This window comes from Stenotrophomonas sp. SrG (assembly GCF_050031795.1).
Lineage (GTDB): Bacteria > Pseudomonadota > Gammaproteobacteria > Xanthomonadales > Xanthomonadaceae > Stenotrophomonas > Stenotrophomonas rhizophila_A.
This window is the reverse complement of sequence record NZ_JBNBBE010000028.1, coordinates 8,887-26,298: the sequence shown is the minus strand read 5'-3', so window position 1 is coordinate 26,298 and position 17,412 is coordinate 8,887. Positions and strand designations below refer to the sequence as shown.

The window sequence follows — 17,412 nt, the reverse complement described above, 5'->3', positions numbered from 1 at the left end:
CCCCCCGCCCCCCCCCCCCCCGAGGCCCGGCCCCGGTGTCTCTCCCAAAAACTTTGTCGCGGCGGCCACCCCCCCCCCCACCTCCAGCATCAAATGCAACCAGGAGCTGTTAAGCCCCAACCCCGATCGGGCAACTCACCCCAGGCCCACCAATCCCGCAATAGCCATTCGGATTCTTGGCCAGGTACTGCTGGTGGTAATCCTCAGCGTAGTAATACGTAGGCGCCGGATATTCGATCTCGGTAGTGATCGCCCCAAGCCCAGCCTCGGTCAAGCGCTGCTGGTAGGCATCACGGCTGGCCAGAGCCGCATCGAACTGGGCCTGGGACGTGGCATGGACCGCCGAACGGTACTGGGTGCCAGTATCGTTGCCTTGGCGCATGCCCTGGGTCGGGTCGTGGTTCTCCCAGAACACCTGCAGCAGCTCGCCCAGGCTGATGATCGCCGGGTCGAACACTACCTCCACGATCTCGGTGTGCCCGGTCAGGCCCGAGCACACTTCCTCGTAGGTCGGGTTCGGGGTCACCCCGCCCGCATAGCCCACCGAGGTCGAATACACCCCCGGCAAGGTCCAGAACTTGCGCTCCGCGCCCCAGAAGCAGCCCATGGCGAAGCGGATGCGCTCCAGCCCGGCGAAGCCGTCCTTGAGCGGATGGCTGTTCACATAGTGCTGGTTGTGCAGCGGAAGCGGGTGCTCGCGGCCGGGCAGCGCCTCTTCCGGGCGCGGCAGGCGCTGCTTGAACGCCCCGATACTCAACAGGCCCTTGGCAATCCCCAACATGGCGCTCTCCTAGGCCGGCAACAGGCCGGCGCTTTCGTCACCGTCGAATATGGGGTCATCCTGAGGCCCGCCCAAGTCCAGCCCGGCCACGATCTGCTCCGCCTCCGGGCGGGCCAGGTCCGGAACGCAGACCCGCAGCACCCCGAACAGCGGCAGCTCGCCCATCCCGCCCAGCAGCGACTCACCGAAAACGAAGGCCGGAATCCCGGCCGCCTCCAGCGCGTGCTTGACCAGATGGGCGTCGAACAGGTTGTCAGCCTGGTAGATCACGTGCATGAGAGGCTCCGGTGGGGTTCTGGGGCAGCATACGCTGGCGCTCGAATGAGTGCCGACAGGCGGTCGGCACCTACCGTCTAACGCGTCCCGGGGGGGACGCGTTAGACTGGCAATCTTTCTGCCTTCTGCCTGCGCATCATGTCCGAGCCTACTGCCGCCCCTACCGACGCCCTTCCGGAAACCCACGAAAAGCGGGATTTCATCCGTCAGATCGTCCGCGAGGACCTGGCCGCCGGCAAGCATGCCGCGATCAAGACGCGCTTCCCGCCCGAGCCCAACGGCTACCTGCACATCGGCCATGCCAAGTCGATCTGCCTGAACTTCGGCATCGCCGGTGAGTTCGCCGGCGTCTGCAACCTGCGCTTCGACGATACCAACCCGGCCAAGGAAGACCCCGAGTACGTGGCCGCCATCCAGGATGACGTGCGCTGGCTGGGCTTCACCTGGAACGAACTGCGGCATGCCTCCGATTACTTCGACGCCTACTACCTGGCCGCCGAAAAGCTGATCCGCGACGGCAAGGCGTATGTCTGCGACCTGTCGGCCGAGGAAGTGCGCGCCTACCGCGGCACCCTGACCGAACCCGGCCGTCCCTCGCCCTGGCGCGACCGCAGCGTGGACGAAAACCTGGACCTGTTCCGCCGCATGCGCGCCGGTGAGTTCCCCGACGGCGCGCGCACCGTGCGCGCCAGGATCGACATGGCCAGCGGCAACATCAACCTGCGCGATCCCGCGCTGTACCGCATCAAGCACGTCGAGCACCAGAACACCGGCAACGCCTGGCCGATCTACCCGATGTACGACTTCGCCCATGCCCTGGGCGATTCCATCGAAGGCATCACCCACTCGCTGTGCACCCTGGAATTCGAAGACCACCGCCCGCTGTACGACTGGTGCGTGGACAACGTCGACTTCGCCCATGACGATGCGCTGACCGCGCCTCTGGTCGAACGCGGCCTGCCGCGCGAAGCTGCCAAGCCGCGCCAGATCGAATTCTCGCGTTTGAACATCAACTACACCGTGATGAGCAAGCGCAAGCTGATGGCGCTGGTCACCGAACAGCTCGTCGATGGCTGGGAAGACCCGCGCATGCCGACCCTGCAGGGCCTGCGCCGCCGTGGCTACACCCCGGCCGCGATGCGCCTGTTCGCCGAACGCGTGGGCATCAGCAAGCAGAACTCGATGATCGATTTCAGCGTGCTCGAAGGCGCGCTGCGCGAAGACCTCGACAGTGCCGCCGCGCGCCGCATGGCCGTGGTCGACCCGGTCAAGCTGGTGCTGACCAACCTGCCCGAGGGCCATGCCGAAACGCTGACCTTCTCCAACCACCCCAAGGACGACGCCTTCGGAACCCGCGAAGTCCCGTTCGCGCGCGAACTGTGGATCGAGCGCGAAGACTTCGCCGAGGTGCCGCCCAAGGGCTGGAAGCGCCTGGTGCCCGGTGGCGAAGTGCGCCTGCGCGGCGCCGGCATCATCCGCTGCGATGAAGTGATCAAGGATGCCGACGGCACCATCACCGAACTGCGCGGCTGGCTGGATCCCGAATCGCGTCCCGGCATGGAAGGCGCCAACCGCAAGGTCAAGGGCACCATCCACTGGGTCAGCGCCGTGCACGCCGTGCCGGCCGAAATCCGCCTGTACGACCGCCTGTTCTCCGTGCCGAACCCGGACGATGAGTCCGAAGGCAAGACCTACCGCGACTACCTCAACCCCGAGTCGCGCCGCACCGTCACCGGCTACGTCGAACCGGCCGCGGCCACCGCCGCGCCTGAACAGTCGTTCCAGTTCGAGCGCACCGGCTACTTCGTCGCCGACCGCCGCGACCACACCGCCGCCGCCCCCGTGTTCAACCGCAGCGTCACCCTGCGCGATACCTGGTCGGCGTAAGCCCCACCGCATTCGAAAGGCCTGTCCCATGCTGTACGCGCAAGTCCACCTCACCCTGCCCGCCTGGATCCATGACCAGATCGACCTGGCCCGTGCGTATCCCGGCGATGCCGCCAAGGTCGCCCTGGCGATCGAACTGTCGCGGCTGAACGTCGAGGCGGAAACCGGTGGCCCGTTCGGCGCCGTGGTGTTTGGTCCGGACGACCGCGTCATCGCGGCCGGCGTCAACCGCGTGGTGCCGCACAGCACCTCGCTGGCGCATGCCGAGAACATGGCTTACATGCTCGCCCAGCAGCGCCTGCAGAGCCCGCGCCTGAACGACGTGCTGTCGCCGATCACCCTGGCCACCTCCTCGCAGCCGTGCTGCCAGTGCTACGGCGCCACCATCTGGGCCGGCATCGACCGGCTGCTGATCGGCGCCAGCGCGCAGGATGTGGAAGAACTGACCCCGTTCGATGAAGGTCCGCTGCCGGCCGACTGGATCGGCGAACTCAACAAGCGCGGCATCGAGGTCGTGCGCGACATCGAACGCGACGCGGCGCGCGCAGTGCTGCGCCAGTACGGGGAGATCAACGGTGCGCATTACTGATACCCACGCCATGGGCGTGCGTCGATGAGTGGCCTGCTGTGCCTGTGCCGGCAGGGTTTCGAGCCCGAACTGGCCGGTGAACTTGCCGAGCGTGCCGCCTACGCCAACATTGCCGGTTACGCCCGTACGCAGCGCAACGATGGCTACGTGCTGTTCGCCACCGACGAGGGCGCCGCGCTGTCCAAGGCGTTGCCTTGGCGTTCGCTGATCTTCGCCCGCCAGAAGCTGGTGGTGCTGGCCGAGCTGCGCGAGCTGGATCCAACCGACCGGATCACCCCGATCGTGGCCGCGCTGGACGGCCAGCAACGCTTCGGCGACATGTGGGTGGAACATCCCGATTCGGACGAAGGCAAGCCGCTGGCCGGCCTGGCCCGCGCCTTCGGCAATGCCCTGCGCCCGGCGCTGCGCAAGGCCGGCCTGCTCACCGACAAGCCCAACACCAGCCTGCCACGCCTGCATGTCGTGTTCGTTGACGGTCGCCATGCGTTTGTCTGCGTGGCCGATACCCGCGACAGCGCTCCCTGGGCACTGGGCATTCCACGCCTGAAGCTGCTGCCCGACGCGCCGTCGCGCTCGGCGCTGAAGCTGGACGAAGCTCTGCTGACCCTGATGAGCCCGGAAGAGCGCGAGCAGCTGGTCAAGCCCGGCATGCGCTCGGCCGACCTGGGCGCCGCCCCCGGCGGCTGGACCTGGGTGCTCACCCGCCAGCACATGCACGTGATCAGCGTGGACAACGGCCCGCTGCGCGAGCACGTGCTGGAGACCGGCCTGGTCGAACACCTGCGCGCCGATGGGTTCCACTGGCAGCCCGAGGCGCCGCTGGACTGGATGGTCTGCGACATGGTCGAGCAGCCGCGCCGCGTGGCCGAGCGCATGGCCACCTGGTTCCGCGAGGGCTGGTGCCGGCACGCGATCTTCAACCTCAAGCTGCCGATGAAGAAGCGCTGGGACGAAACCCGGCTGTGCCTGGAGCTGTTCGAAGCGCAGGCTGGGCGACCGCTCACCGTGCGCGCCAAGCAGCTCTACCACGACCGTGAGGAAATCACGGTGCTGGCCTGGACCGGTCGATGAAGGACGCGCGGTAGCGCTGGCTGCTGCGCTGAGGAGGGCTCAGCCCTTGGCGGGCCCCCGGAAGTGCTGCAGGCTGCGGGTCAGTTCCAGCGCTTTGTTCAACTGATTGAGGCGGTCATTGTTCCAGCTGTCATGGGCTCCGGAGGCCAACCGGGCTGGACCACGCTGGCGCTCGAGGTCGCGCTGCAGGGATTTGAGGCTGTTCAGAAGGAGCTTGGCCTGGCCCTCGGTTGGCGCGGCGGCGCCCTTGGAGCGGGCAAATTTGTCCAGGTTCACCTGCGCCCGAAGGCCATCCTCGCCCCGGCAGCCGATGCCGTACCGGTGGCACCTGTTGTTGATGTGCGTGATCAGTCCATTGAAATCCCTGGCGGCCGCCTCGGGATGGGCAACGATCGCGCGCACGGTCTTTTCAGCGTTGAACGACGCCGGCCGGAAAAGCTGGTTGAGAACCTTGGAAATGCTCATGATTCTTCCTCGGGAAAGGGAGCGACGCGCCCGCACCCGCTACGGTGGGACGCCTCCAGACCCGTTCAGTCTGCTGAAACGCAGGGGCCACCCACTTTCAAGAATCAATCATCCCGGGCTCGTCGCGCCAACGCGGGGGCTCACCGCCGCACGCATCAGCCCTGGCGACGCCGGTTCAACGCGAGGCACTGCTTGACCGGGATACCCTGCTTGTGGGACAGCAACAGCTTCACGAAGTACTGGCAACTGTCGCGATCGACGTCGTCCTGCCGCACGGCCGCCACCGTGTGGACCTCACCGCCGACCGCGCGGGCCTCCGGGATGTCACGCAGCGGCTTCGACGCCACACCACGGTTGTGTATGGTGGTGAGCTGCAAGCCGAGCCTGCCAGAGACGCCTTGCGGAGCGCGGCCGAACATGCGGTTCGCCGACGACGGCTGTTGGGTACGATCAAGGGGCGAAAGTGCCATGGGGGAGTTCCGGAAGATGGGAAGCGCGACGCGCTGTCGAGGCCGGACAGCGCCAGCCGCGCCACAGTCTGCGCAGTGGCAGCCCAGCCCACTTCCAGATTTCGATCTCCCCGGGACCTACAGCCCCGCCGCGCGCTTCCACAGTGCCGACACCAGTGGCGGCAGGCGGTCCACGCCGCCCAGCGCACAACCACGCGCCAGGGTCAAATGCATCTCGTCGTTGGAGAAAATGGTGTTGATCGCGTCAAAGCCATAAGCCGACACTGTGTTCTCGCTGCGGCGTTCGCGCGCCCAGCGCTGCAGGCGGTCGGGCGAAGCCCAGTCCTGGCGTCGCTGCTGCGCACGCAGCACCGTGGCATGCAGCGCCGCCACATCGCGCAGGCCCAGGTTCACGCCCTGCCCGGCCAGCGGATGCACCACATGCGCGGCATCGCCCAGCGCCAGCACGCGGCCTGCCACGTAGGCACTGGCCAGCTGGCGGCGCAGCGGGAAGGCGGCGCGCCGCGAGGCCAGGGTCATCGCGCCCAGCCGGGCGCCGAAGGCGCGGGTCAGCTCGGCGTTGAAGGTGGCCTCGTCCAGCCCCAGCACGCGTTCGGCCTCCGCATCGGGGAGCGTCCACACGATGGAGCTGCGGTGCGTGCCGGCCGGCAGCACCGCCAGCGGCCCGGTGGTCAGGAAGCGCTGCCAGGCCGTGGCCTGGTTGTCCTGTTCGGTATCGATGTAGGCGACCACGCCGCGCTGGGCGTACTCCTGGCGGCTGACCTGCACGCCGGCCAGGCGGCGCAGGGTCGAGTCCGCGCCGTCGGCGGCGATGGCCAGCGCGGCGTCCAGCCGGCGCCCGTCCTCCAGCCGCACGCGCACGCCGTCGGCATCCTGTTCGAGCCCTTCCACCCGTGCCGGGCAGCACAGCTGCACACCCGCCGCCGGCAGGGCCGCCCACAGCCGGTCCACCAGCAGGTCGTTTTCCACGATCCAGCCCAGCTGCTCACGGCCCAGGCGGTCGGCATCGAACTGCAGTTCCTCACCGCCGGCGGCGTCCCAGACCCGCATGCGCCGGTACGCGCAGGCGCGCGCGGCCAGCACCGCCGGCCATACGCCGAGCGTACGCAGCAGCTGCGCGTTGTCCGGCGCGAACGCATACACCCGCAGGTCCGGCTGCTGCGGCTGCCACGCTGGCGGTTCGCGGCCTTCGACCAGGGTGACCTCCAGCCCGGCATCGGCCAGCGCCAGCGCGCAGGCGGCGCCCACCACGCCGCCGCCCACCACGATCACATCGCGCGCGCGCCGGCTCATGCGCCGGCTCCCCGGCACAACGCCGGGACCTCGCCGCGGAAGCCCATGGCACCGCCGACCAGCATCGACTGCATCGAGGTCGCCTGCGCTGCCAGCAGCCCGAGACTGCGCAGCGGGCGCATCAACGGCGCGGGATTGCTGGTCAGCCGTGCCAGCCCGCCGGAGAAGGCGATGGTCTGGCGGCGATCCTCTTCACGGCGCGCGACATGCGCCTGCAGCAGCGCATCGCTGCCCACGTCGTCGGCCGTTTCGATCAGCTCGGCCAGGGTCAGCGCGTCGCGCAGGCCCAGGTTGAAGCCCTGCGCGCCCAGCGGATGGATGGTCTGCGCCGCATTGCCCAGCAGCACCGCGCGCTCGCCCACCAGTCCCTGCGCCAACACCTGCACCAGCGGGTAGGCACTGCGCGCGCCGCTTTCCAGCAGCCGCCCGGCGCGCCAGCCGATGGCCTGCTGGAGGCGCGCCAGCCACGCCGCGTCGTCGAGTGCCAGCACGGCATCGGCCTGGTCGCGGGCCACGCCGTGCACCGCCCCGTAATGGCGGTCGCCCCGCGGCAGCAGGGCGGTCGGGCCGGTATCGGTAAAGCGTTCGAACGCGGTGCCGTCCGGCGCGCGCGCCGAGCGGACGCGGGCCACGAACAGGGTCTGCTGGAAATCATGTTCGTCCACCCCGATGCCCAGCGCTTCGCGCACGCCGCTGCGGGTGCCATCGGCGCCCACCACCAGCCGCGCCAGCAGGGTGCGCTCACCGGCATCGTCGGCGATCACCACTTCGCGGCAGCCATCGACCGTGGCGCCCAGCCGCACGAACCGCGCCGGCCGGTACCGGGTGAGGCGGCGCAGGCCCTGCAGGCGGGTTTCCAGTGCCTGGCCGAAATCGCGCGCCACCACCACCTGGCCGAACCACGGGCGATCGTACTGCGCAGCGTCCATCTGGACCCGGCCGAAATCACCGGCGCGGGTGACCTGGATGCGGGTGATCGGCCCCACCGCCGAGCCCAGCAGCGGCATCACCCCCAGCGCGGTCAGGGCATTGACCGTGGCGGCGGCAAAACTGAGGTTGCGCTGGTCGAACACCGGCGGCAGCGCGCCGGGCGGCGCGATCTCGACCAGCCCGACATCGCGGCCGGCCCGGTCCAGGGCAATGGCCAGGCTGGCGCCGACCAGGCCGCCGCCCACGATCACTACGTCATGACGTTCACTCATGCCGCCCATGATAGTGCGTGCGGCCCGGCTACGCCCCGTGGCGGCAGGCGCTAGAATGAACGCTGGACTCCCGACGCCTGCCCCCATGACCCCTACCGCCCAACGCGCCTTCATCCTGTTCGTGCTCGTGCTGCTGATGGCGGCGACCCGGGTCAATCACTTCGCGGCGATCCCCGACGCGTCGTGGGCGGTGTTCTTCATTGCAGGCTTCCACCTGCGCAGCTGGACGCGCTGGGCCTTCCCGCTGCTGATGGTGCTGGCGATCGTGATCGACGTGCTGGTGATCCGCGCCAGCGGCATCGGCTACTGGCAGCACTACTGCATCTCGCCGGGGACCGCACTGCTGGTGCCGGCCTACTTCGCGATGTGGGCCGGTGGCGCGCTGCTGCGCCAGGGCTACCACGGCGCGGACTGGACCGCGCTGGCCAAGGGCTCCGTGCTGCTGCTGGCGGCGGTGGCGGTGTGCCACCTGTTCGCGCAGAGCGGCTTCTACTGGACCAGCGACGTGGTCGCCGCCCCCACGCTGCAGGGCTGGGCACGCAACTATGCGGACTGGTTCCTGCCCTACCTGCGCACCGCCGCGATCTACGTCGGCCTGGCCGCCGCGCTGCAGCTGGCCACCGAACAGGTGGTCAAGCTGCTACACGCCCGCCGCGACGCGCTGCACTGAGCCCGGCACGCATGGGCAACCGGCTGTCGCGCATCTACACCCGCACTGGCGATGACGGCAGCACCGGCCTGGGCGACGGCAGCCGGGTGGCCAAGGATGCGGCACGGGTCAACGCCTTCGGCAGCGTGGACGAGGCCAATTCGGCGCTCGGCGTGCTGCTCGCGGTGGCGCTGCCCGATGACGTGCGCGCCCTGCTCACCACCGTGCAGCACCAGCTGTTCGACCTGGGCGGCGAGCTGTGCATTCCCGGCCATGCGGCAATCCAGGCGGGCGATGTGGCGGCGCTGGAGCGCCACCTGGACCACTACAACGCCGACCTGCCCGCGTTGAAGGAATTCATCCTGCCCGGTGGCGGCGAAGCCGCCGCACGCTGCCACCTGGCCCGTACCATCGTGCGCCGCGCCGAGCGCGAAACCGTCACCCTGGCCCGCCAGGAACCGGTGCGCGCCGAAGCGCTGCATTACCTCAACCGGCTGTCGGACCTGCTGTTCGTGCTGGCCCGCGTGCTGGCCCGCGCCGACGGCCACGGCGAGGTCCTCTGGCAGCATACCCGCCGCCACGGCTGAGCCGCCCCCGCCCCGGAACCCCGTCCGCATGCTGGTTTTCACCCATCCCGCCTGTCTGCAACACGATCCCGGGCGCGGCCACCCCGAATGCCCCGAACGCCTGCAGGTGGTGCTCGATGCCCTGCGTGCCACCTACCCCGACCAGCTGGACTGGCGCCAGGCGCCGCCGGCCAAGTTCGGCGAACTGGCGCGCGTGCACGACAGCGCGCTGATCGACCTGGTGCTGGCGCCACAGACCGAACCGCTGCGCCTGATCGACATGGACACGATGACCTCGCCCGGTTCGGCCAGCGCCGCGCTGCATGCCGCCGGCGCCGGCGTGGCCGCGGTGGATGCCGTGATGCTGGGCGGGGATCCGGTGGCGTTCTGCGCGGTGCGCCCGCCCGGCCACCACGCCACCGCGACCACGGCGATGGGGTTCTGCCTCTTCAACAACATCGCCATCGCGGCCGCGTACGCGCGCGACCGCTATGGGCTGGAGCGGATCGCGGTGGTCGATTTCGACGTCCACCACGGCAACGGCACCCAGGACATCTTCCTGGCCGACCCGCGCGTGGCCTACTACAGCACCCACCAGGCCGGGCTGTTCCCCAACTCGGGCCTGCGCCGCGACCGTGGCGCGGGCAACCTGCTCAACATCCTGCTGCCACCGGGCAGCGGCAGCTTCCGCTTCCGCAACACCTGGGCCGACGAGATGCTGCCGGCCATAGACGATTTCCGCCCGCAGCTGCTGCTGGTCTCGGCCGGTTTCGATGCCCACCTGCGCGACCCGCAGGCCGACCTGATGCTGGAAACCGAGGATTTCGCCTGGATCACCGCCGAGCTCCGCCGGCTGGCCCGTCGCCATGGCGGCGGCCGCATGGTCTCCATGCTGGAGGGCGGATACGACCTGCAGGCGCTTGCCGAATGCTCCGTCGCGCACGTAGGCGCGCTGCTGTGAGATGAACCTGAACCCTTGGCTGCAGCAAGCCTTCATTGCCCCTATGCAAGGGATGGGGCAAGCTACGATCCGTTTTCGTCCGAATCCGAATCCCGCGTGCGCCGAGCCCTCCGCCTGCTGCCTCTCCCCCTGAGCATCGCCATCTGCCTGCCGGCCATGGCCGACGACAAACCGGTGAACTGGGGCCTGTGCCCGGTGACCGATGTCCTGCCCGCCTTCCAGGACGCCCCTGTGGCGGACAAGGCCGCGGCCGAAACCCGCGACCAGCAACCCACCGATATCGAAGGCGACGCGCTTAGCGGTACCAGCACCGTGCCGCAATACCAGGGCAACGTGGCGCTGAAGCGTGGCGACCAGTTCCTGGGCACCGACCACCTGAGCTTCGACACCGAAAGTGGCAACTACATCGCCGAAGGCAATGTGCGCTACCAGGATTCGTCGATCCGGATGACGGCCAAGCGCGCCGAAGGCAACCAGGAATCGGACACGCACAAGATCAGCGACATCCAGTACCAGCTGGTGGACCGGCGCGGCCATGGCGGCGCAGACTCGATCGACCTGCAGGGTTCGGTGGGCCAGATGCACCGCTCGACCTATACCACCTGCGACCCCTCGCAGCCGGTGTGGAAACTGTCAGCGCCGCAGATCGACGTGGACAATGACGAAGGCTTCGGCACCGCCCGCAACGCGGTGCTGCGCATCGGCAACGTGCCGGTGCTGTGGGCGCCGTACTTCAAGTTCCCGATCGACGACCGCCGCCAGACCGGCCTGCTCTACCCGCAGCTGGGCCTGTCCGGCCGCAACGGCTTCGATTATGCCCAGCCGATCTACTTCAACCTGGCGCCGAACTACGACGACACCCTGACCCCGCGCTACATGAGCAAGCGCGGCCTGATGCTCGACAACGAGTTCCGCTACCTGTACGACGGCGGCCGTGGCGAACTGCAGACCGCTTACCTGCCCAATGACAAGCTGCGCGACCGCGATCGCGGCCAGGTCGAATACCAGGGTTACCACAACATCGACGCGCACTGGCAGGCCCGCGCCAACATCGCCTGGGTCAGTGACGAGCGGTACACCGAGGACTTCTCCAGCAAGCTGCTGGGGGTGACCACCTCGAGCCTGCAGAGCCAGGTCGGCATCTACGGTACCGGTGAAAACTGGACCGCCGGGCTGATGGCCGATTATTGGCAGAACACCGATTACACGCTGACCGACGCGTCGCTGCCCTACTCCCGCCAGCCGCGCCTGTTCGCCACCTGGGACAAGCCGCTGCTGCCGTGGCTGGAAGTGGGGGTGTACGCCGAGGCGGTGCACTTCACCCATGACGACGTCGACCAGAAGACCCAGCTGCCCGATGGCGACTTTGTCTACAATGGCGTGGTCACCCCGTACTTCAACGGTTCGCGGCTGGATGTAAAGCCTTACGTCACCTTCCCGTTCGCCGGCGCGTCCTGGTATGTCACCCCGACCCTGGCGTACCGCTACACCGGGTATGAACTGGACCGTGGACTGGCCGACCAGACCCGGTTGCAGGCATTGACCGACGCAAATGTCGATCTGGGCACGCTCACCCCCGACCAGCTGCGTGGCAACACCTCGCCGCACCGCGGCGTGCCGATCGCCAGTCTCGACGCAGGCATGTTCTTCGACCGCGAGACCACCATCGGCGGCACCTCGTACCTGCACACGCTGGAGCCGCGCCTGTTCTACCTGCGCACGCCCTACCGCGACCAGAGCGACCTGCCGATCTTCGATACGCGCGACTTCACCTTCAGCTGGGGCCAGCTGTTCCGCGATTCGCGCTACACCGGTGCGGACCGCCAGAACGACGCCAACCAGCTGACCATGGCGCTGAGTACCCGCTTCATCAACCAGGAAACCGGCCGCGAGCGCTTCTCCGCCAGCATCGGCCAGATCCTGTATTTCGACGATTCGCGAGTGACCCTGCCGGGCACCACTTCGCAGGTGGAACAGGGCAAGTCGGCCTGGATCGCCGATACCAATTACGCCATCAACGACCGTTGGAACCTGGGCGCCACCTACCAGTGGGATCCCAAGTACAAGCGCGAGGACCTGGCCAGCGTGCGCGCGCGTTACCTGATGTCCAACGACGGCATCATCAACCTGACCTACCGCCACCGTCTCAACACGGCCGCGCCGGCGACGGCGACCAAGGAAGAACGCACCCTGCTGGAGCAGGTGGACCTGTCCTTCCTGTACCCGATCAACCAGACCTGGAGCCTGGTGGGGCGCTATTACTACTCCATCGAAGACAAGGCGCCGCTGGAAATCATCGGCGGCGTGCAATGGGACAGCTGCTGCCTGGCGGTCCGCGCACTGGCCCGCCGATACGTGCGCAACCGCGAAGGTGAGCTGAACAACTCCTTCCAGATCGAGTTCGTGCTCAAGGGCCTGAGCTCCATCGGCCAGAACACGGACCGCACTTTGCGCCGTGCTATTCTCGGGTACTACCGAGACGACCTCTATCTCGTGCCGCCCGCCAACACGGGCGCCCCCACGCGCGAAGACTACGATCCCAATCTGATCCCATGACCAAGACCTTCCCCGTCCTACTCGCTTCCCTGATCGCGGTCAGCACCGTTTCCGCGCCGCTGCAGGTGCTGGCCCAGCAGACTCAGTCGCTGGACCGCATCGCCGCCATCGTCGACGAGGATGTCGTGCTGCAGAGCGAGCTGGACCGCGCCATCGTGAACATCAAGGCCCAGTACGCCGGCCGCGAAGGCCAGCTGCCGCCGGATGACGTGCTCAGCCGCCAGGTGCTCGAGCGCCTGGTGCTGGTCAAGCTGCAGGTCACGCGCGCCGAAGGCAGTGGCATCAAGGTCAGCGACCAGGAGCTCAACCAGGCCCTGAACGCGATTGCCCAGCAGAACGGGTCCAACCTGGACGCCCTGCGCCAGCGCCTGGCCGCCGATGGCGTGGATTTCAACGACTTCCGCAGCTCGGTCCGCGATGAAATCACCGTGCAGCGCCTGCGCCAGAGTTTCGCCCAGAGCCGCATCAGCGTCAGCGAGGGTGAAGTGGATGCCGCGCTGAAGCAGGAAGCCACCGCAGGCACCCAGTACCACCTGGCCCACATCCTGATCGCCCTCCCCGAAGGCGCAACCGCCGAGCAGATCGCCACCGGCCAGCAGAAGGTCGACGGCGTGAAGGGCCTGCTGGACAAGGGCGAGCTGGACTTCAACGCGGCCGCCGTCCGGTACTCGGACAGCCCCAACGCGCTGGAAGGCGGCGACCTGGGCTGGCGTTCCCTGGATGAGATTCCCGGCGCGTTCGCGAAGATGATGAGCGGCATGAAGGCCGGCGACGTTGTCGGCCCGCTGCGCGGCCCGAGCGGTTTCCAGCTGCTCAAGCTGGTGGAAGTGCGCGACGCCAGTGCCGCCACCACCGGCCAGACCATCACCGAATACCACGGCCGGCACATCCTGATCCGGGTCAACGACCAGCAGGACAACGCCACCGCCAAGGCCAAGATCGACTCGATCCGTGCACGCATCGCCGGCGGCGCCGACTTCGAGGCCGAAGCCAAGGCCTCGTCCGAGGACACCAACAGCAAGGGCCAGGGCGGCGATCTGGGCTGGTTCCCGGCTGACGCGTTCGGCCCGGACTTCGGCAAGCAGGTCACCGGCCTGAGCGACGGTGGCGTCAGCCAGCCGTTCCGCACCGACGCTGGCTGGCACATCGTGCAGCGCGTGGCGACCCGTCAGACCGATTCGGGCACTGACAACAAGCGCGCCCAGATCCGCGAGACGATCGGCCGCCGCAAGCTGGAAGAAGAGTACAACCGCTACCTGCAGGAACTGCGCGGCGAAGCCTACGTGGACCTGCGCACCCCGGCAGCGGCCCCGGCCACTGCACCGGCCCCGGCCGCCACCAAGCCCTGAGGCACTGGCAATGATCCCGCAGCTCGCTCTGGTACCGGGCGAGCCCGCCGGGATCGGTCCTGAACTCTGTCTTCGCCTGATCCAGCAGCCGCGCACCGATTGCCGGCTGCTGGCCTTCGCCGACCCGGATACCTTGCGGGCAGCCGCAGCGGCGCTGTCGCTGCCGTTGAACCTGCTTCCTGAAGATGCCATCGCCCGCCAGCCGGGCGATCTGCCGTTGCGCGAGGTCCGCAATGCGACCCCCTCACGCTTCGGCCAGGCCGACCCGGCCAACGCCGGCGCGGTGATCGGCGCCCTGCTGCAGGCCGGCCAGGCCTGCCTGGACGGCCACCTGGACGGGGTGGTCACCGGCCCGGTGCACAAGGCGGTCATCAACCAGGGCGGTATCGCCTACAGCGGCACCACCGAACTGCTGGCCGACCAGGCCGGGGTGGAGGTGGTGATGATGCTGGCCAACGACATCGTCCGGGTGGCGCTGGCCACCACCCACCTGCCGCTCCGCGCGGTGGCCGATGCGATCACCGCGGACGGCCTGGCGCGTACGCTGCGGATCGTGCACGGTGCGCTGCGTGGGGCATTCGGCATTGCCGCGCCGCGGATCGCCGTGCTCGGGCTGAACCCGCATGCGGGCGAAGATGGGCACCTGGGCCGTGAAGAACTGGATCTGGTGATTCCGCTGCTGGCGCGGCTGCGCGCTGAAGGGATGGACCTGATCGGCCCGCTGCCGGCCGATACCGCCTTCCTGCCGCAGAAGCTGGCCGGGTTCGACACGGTGCTGGCGATGTACCACGACCAGGGCCTGCCGGTGCTCAAGTACAGCGGTTTCGAGCAGGCAGTGAACATCACCCTGGGCCTGCCCTACCCGCGCGTGGCGGTTGACCACGGCACCGCGCTGGACCTGGCCGGGCGCGGCACCGCCGACCCGTCCAGCCTGCTCGCCGCCACGCAGTGGTGTGCCCGGCTGGCGCGCCAACGTACACTGGTGCCATGACTTCCCCGCATTCCCCCTCGGCCGCCGGGTTTACCGCGCCGGCCAAAAAGCAGCTGGGCCAGCACTTCCTGGCCGATCGCACTTACATCGACAAGATCGTCCTGGCGGTCAACCCGAAAGACGACGACCGCCTGGTCGAGATCGGCCCGGGCCAGGGCGCCATCACCCTGCCGTTGCTGCGCCGCCACCCGCGCCTGACCGTGATCGAATTCGATCGCGACCTGATCGCGCCGTTGACCGCCGCCGCTGAGCCGCTGGGCGAACTCACCATCATCCACCGCGACGTGCTGCAGGTGAACTTCACCGAATTGGCCGGCGACGGCCAGATCCGGCTGGTAGGCAACCTGCCCTACAACATCTCGTCACCGATCCTGTTCCACGCGATGGACCATGCGGCGGCGATCCGCGACATGCACTTCATGCTGCAGAAGGAAGTGGTGGACCGCATGGCCGCCGCGCCGGGCAGCAAGGTCTACGGCCGGCTCAGCGTGATGCTGCAGGCGTGGTGCAAGGTGACCTCGCTGTTCGTGGTGCCGCCGGGCGCGTTCCGTCCGCCGCCGAAGGTCGATTCGGCCGTGGTCCGGCTGGTGCCGCGCGATCCCGACACGGTGGGCATCATCCACCGCCGTCGCTTCGCGGACGTGGTTCGTGCCGCCTTCGGCCAGCGCCGCAAGACGCTGCGCAACGCACTGAATGGGGTGGTGACGCCCGAGCAGTTCGAAGCGGCCGGGGTGCGCAGCGATGCGCGCGCCGAGCAGCTGGAAGTGGCGCAGTTCATCGCGTTGGCGAACGTGCCGCGCGCGGAAGATTGAAACTCCCTCTAAACTGCCTGCATGAACGACGCTGCACACTATGCGATCTCGGTCGAGGTCGCCCCGCGCTTCCTCGATGACCAGTCCACGCCCGAGGACGGGCGCTTTGCGTTTGCCTACACGATCCGCATCCATAACGCCGGCCGCGTGGCCGCGCGGCTGGTGGCCCGCCACTGGCGGATCACCGACGGCAACGGTCGGGTGGAGCATGTGGACGGCGATGGGGTCATCGGCGAGCAGCCGCGGCTGCGCCCGGGTGAAGACTTCCGTTACACCTCCGGTGTCATGCTGGAAACCGAACACGGCACGATGCAGGGGCATTACGACATGGTGGCCGACGATGGCACCGAGTTCGCCGCCCCGATCGCGCCCTTCGTGTTGACCATTCCGCGCACGCTGCACTGATGGAGGCGCACGCATGAGTGTCTGGGCCATCGGCGACCTGCAGGGCTGTTACGACGTCACCCAGCGTCTGCTCGAAAAGATCCGCTTCGACCCGGCGGTGGACAAACTGTGGTTCTGCGGCGACCTGGTCAACCGGGGCGGCCAGTCGCTGGAAACGCTGCGGCTGGTGCATTCGCTGCGCGATCAGAGCGTGGTGGTGCTGGGCAACCATGATCTGTCGTTGCTGGCCGTCGGTGCGCGCACCGAGGAAGAGCAGCGCAAGGTCAATCCGGACCTGCTGCGGATCGTGCAGGCCGAGGACCGCGACGTACTCCTGGAGTGGCTGCGCCTGCAGAAGCTGGTGCACGTGGACCGTGAGCTGGGCTGGATGATGGTGCACGCGGGCCTGGCCCCGAAGTGGACCACGCAGCTGGCCGAGAAGCACGCACGCGAGGTGGAGGTGCAGCTGCACGGCAGCGGCTACCGCAAGCTGTTCCGCAACATGTACGGCGACAAGCCGGGCTGGTCGCCCGGGCTGGCCGGTTACGACCGTTCGCGGGCGATCATCAACCTGCTCACGCGCATGCGCTACTGCACGCCGCGCGGGCGGATCGGGATCGAGGACAAGGGCACGCCGGGCACGCAGGAGCAGGGGCTGTATCCCTGGTTCGAGGTACCGGGCCGGGTCGAGCGCGATCTGAAGATCGTGTGCGGCCACTGGTCGGCGCTGGGCCTGACGATCACCCAGGGCGTGCATGCGATCGATACCGGCGCAGTGTGGGGCGGCAAGCTCACGGCACTGCAGCTGGACACCGAAGAACTGCGCGTGGTGCAGGTGCCGGGCCGCGATGTGCCCAAGCCGGTTGCACCGCCGCGTCCGCCGGCACGGCGTCCGGCCGGCGAAGGTAATTCGGGCAACGGCAACAGCAACGGCCGGCCGCCGCGTGGTCAGCGCCAGAATCAACAGCAGCAGCCGCGTCGTGCGCGTGAGCCGGCTGGGAATGCGGGCGACGGTAGCCCGACTCCCGCGTAAAGCCAAGCCAAAGCCAAAGCCCTGGCCTGCGAACGTATCTGCGCTGGGCCGGCGGTGGCGGGGGTACGGGGGGGCGA

18 protein-coding genes are annotated in these 17,412 nt (G+C 68.4%); 12 read left to right on the top strand and 6 right to left on the bottom strand.

Annotated elements, in window-relative coordinates; all coding sequences use genetic code 11:
• Nucleotides 1-109 precede the first annotated feature (109 nt).
• Together msrA and ACQG3P_RS18560 are read right to left on the bottom strand one after the other, a co-directional pair.
• Nucleotides 110-760: a peptide-methionine (S)-S-oxide reductase MsrA gene (msrA, locus tag ACQG3P_RS18565; protein WP_426805857.1), complete on the bottom strand. Its 651-nt coding sequence runs from the start codon at nucleotides 758-760 to the stop codon at nucleotides 110-112.
• Between the two features lie 30 nt (nucleotides 761-790).
• Complete coding sequence (locus tag ACQG3P_RS18560; protein ID WP_068849355.1) at nucleotides 791-1,057, bottom strand: DUF2007 domain-containing protein; 267 nt, start codon at nucleotides 1,055-1,057, stop codon at nucleotides 791-793.
• 138 nt (nucleotides 1,058-1,195) lie between these two features.
• Here ACQG3P_RS18560 and ACQG3P_RS18555 point away from each other — a divergent pair, with 138 nt between their 5' ends.
• From ACQG3P_RS18555 to rlmM, 3 genes are read left to right on the top strand one after another with little or no spacing between them, the layout of a single operon-like run.
• A complete protein-coding gene (locus tag ACQG3P_RS18555; protein ID WP_426805855.1) occupies nucleotides 1,196-2,944 on the top strand; it encodes a glutamine--tRNA ligase/YqeY domain fusion protein in 1,749 nt (582 codons plus the stop codon).
• Between the two features lie 28 nt (nucleotides 2,945-2,972).
• Nucleotides 2,973-3,533, top strand: coding sequence for a nucleoside deaminase (locus ACQG3P_RS18550; RefSeq protein ID WP_068849352.1), 561 nt, complete (start codon nucleotides 2,973-2,975; stop codon nucleotides 3,531-3,533).
• Nucleotides 3,534-3,557: 24 nt separating this feature from the next.
• The gene (rlmM, locus tag ACQG3P_RS18545; protein ID WP_426805854.1) at nucleotides 3,558-4,604 is read left to right on the top strand and encodes a 23S rRNA (cytidine(2498)-2'-O)-methyltransferase RlmM; all 1,047 of its coding nucleotides are present in this window, start codon (nucleotides 3,558-3,560) and stop codon (nucleotides 4,602-4,604) included.
• Between the two features lie 39 nt (nucleotides 4,605-4,643).
• On the opposite strand, the gene ACQG3P_RS18540 is transcribed toward rlmM, so the two are convergent.
• From ACQG3P_RS18540 to ubiH, 4 genes are all read right to left on the bottom strand, one after another.
• Nucleotides 4,644-5,069 carry a hypothetical protein gene (locus ACQG3P_RS18540; protein ID WP_426805853.1) on the bottom strand — a complete coding sequence of 142 codons (426 nt, stop codon included), beginning with the start codon at nucleotides 5,067-5,069 and terminating at the stop codon, nucleotides 4,644-4,646.
• Nucleotides 5,070-5,224: 155 nt separating this feature from the next.
• On the bottom strand, nucleotides 5,225-5,539 hold the full coding sequence (locus ACQG3P_RS18535) for a hypothetical protein (RefSeq protein WP_141236301.1): 315 nt from the start codon (nucleotides 5,537-5,539) through the stop codon (nucleotides 5,225-5,227).
• A gap of 117 nt (nucleotides 5,540-5,656) precedes the next feature.
• Nucleotides 5,657-6,832 carry a UbiH/UbiF family hydroxylase gene (locus ACQG3P_RS18530; RefSeq protein WP_426805852.1) on the bottom strand — a complete coding sequence of 392 codons (1,176 nt, stop codon included), beginning with the start codon at nucleotides 6,830-6,832 and terminating at the stop codon, nucleotides 5,657-5,659.
• Nucleotides 6,829-8,034: a 2-octaprenyl-6-methoxyphenyl hydroxylase gene (gene ubiH / locus ACQG3P_RS18525; RefSeq protein ID WP_320459110.1), complete on the bottom strand. Its 1,206-nt coding sequence runs from the start codon at nucleotides 8,032-8,034 to the stop codon at nucleotides 6,829-6,831. The genes ACQG3P_RS18530 and ubiH overlap by 4 nt, the downstream gene beginning before the upstream one ends.
• Before the next feature lie 85 nt (nucleotides 8,035-8,119).
• Here ubiH and ACQG3P_RS18520 point away from each other — a divergent pair, with 85 nt between their 5' ends.
• The 9 genes from ACQG3P_RS18520 (at nucleotide 8,120) to ACQG3P_RS18480 (ending at nucleotide 17,335) form a co-directional block, all read left to right on the top strand.
• The gene (locus tag ACQG3P_RS18520; RefSeq protein ID WP_426805851.1) at nucleotides 8,120-8,704 is read left to right on the top strand and encodes a hypothetical protein; all 585 of its coding nucleotides are present in this window, start codon (nucleotides 8,120-8,122) and stop codon (nucleotides 8,702-8,704) included.
• Nucleotides 8,705-8,715: 11 nt separating this feature from the next.
• Entirely contained in the window at nucleotides 8,716-9,270 is a 555-nt protein-coding gene (locus ACQG3P_RS18515; protein WP_068849340.1) for a cob(I)yrinic acid a,c-diamide adenosyltransferase, read from the top strand.
• A gap of 28 nt (nucleotides 9,271-9,298) precedes the next feature.
• A complete protein-coding gene (locus tag ACQG3P_RS18510) occupies nucleotides 9,299-10,210 on the top strand; it encodes a histone deacetylase family protein (RefSeq protein ID WP_426805850.1) in 912 nt (303 codons plus the stop codon).
• Nucleotides 10,211-10,306: 96 nt separating this feature from the next.
• Nucleotides 10,307-12,766: an LPS-assembly protein LptD gene (gene lptD / locus ACQG3P_RS18505; RefSeq protein ID WP_426805849.1), complete on the top strand. Its 2,460-nt coding sequence runs from the start codon at nucleotides 10,307-10,309 to the stop codon at nucleotides 12,764-12,766.
• Nucleotides 12,763-14,115: a peptidylprolyl isomerase gene (locus ACQG3P_RS18500; RefSeq protein ID WP_426805848.1), complete on the top strand. Its 1,353-nt coding sequence runs from the start codon at nucleotides 12,763-12,765 to the stop codon at nucleotides 14,113-14,115. The genes lptD and ACQG3P_RS18500 overlap by 4 nt, the downstream gene beginning before the upstream one ends.
• A 10-nt stretch (nucleotides 14,116-14,125) precedes the next feature.
• Entirely contained in the window at nucleotides 14,126-15,106 is a 981-nt protein-coding gene (gene pdxA, locus ACQG3P_RS18495) for a 4-hydroxythreonine-4-phosphate dehydrogenase PdxA (protein WP_426805847.1), read from the top strand.
• A complete protein-coding gene (gene rsmA, locus ACQG3P_RS18490) occupies nucleotides 15,103-15,918 on the top strand; it encodes a 16S rRNA (adenine(1518)-N(6)/adenine(1519)-N(6))-dimethyltransferase RsmA (RefSeq protein ID WP_426805846.1) in 816 nt (271 codons plus the stop codon). The genes pdxA and rsmA overlap by 4 nt, the downstream gene beginning before the upstream one ends.
• Nucleotides 15,919-15,939: 21 nt before the next feature.
• Nucleotides 15,940-16,323: a Co2+/Mg2+ efflux protein ApaG gene (gene apaG, locus ACQG3P_RS18485; protein WP_068849328.1), complete on the top strand. Its 384-nt coding sequence runs from the start codon at nucleotides 15,940-15,942 to the stop codon at nucleotides 16,321-16,323.
• A 13-nt stretch (nucleotides 16,324-16,336) separates the two neighbouring features.
• Nucleotides 16,337-17,335 carry a symmetrical bis(5'-nucleosyl)-tetraphosphatase gene (locus ACQG3P_RS18480; protein WP_426805845.1) on the top strand — a complete coding sequence of 333 codons (999 nt, stop codon included), beginning with the start codon at nucleotides 16,337-16,339 and terminating at the stop codon, nucleotides 17,333-17,335.
• The last annotated feature ends 77 nt before the right edge of the window (nucleotides 17,336-17,412 follow it).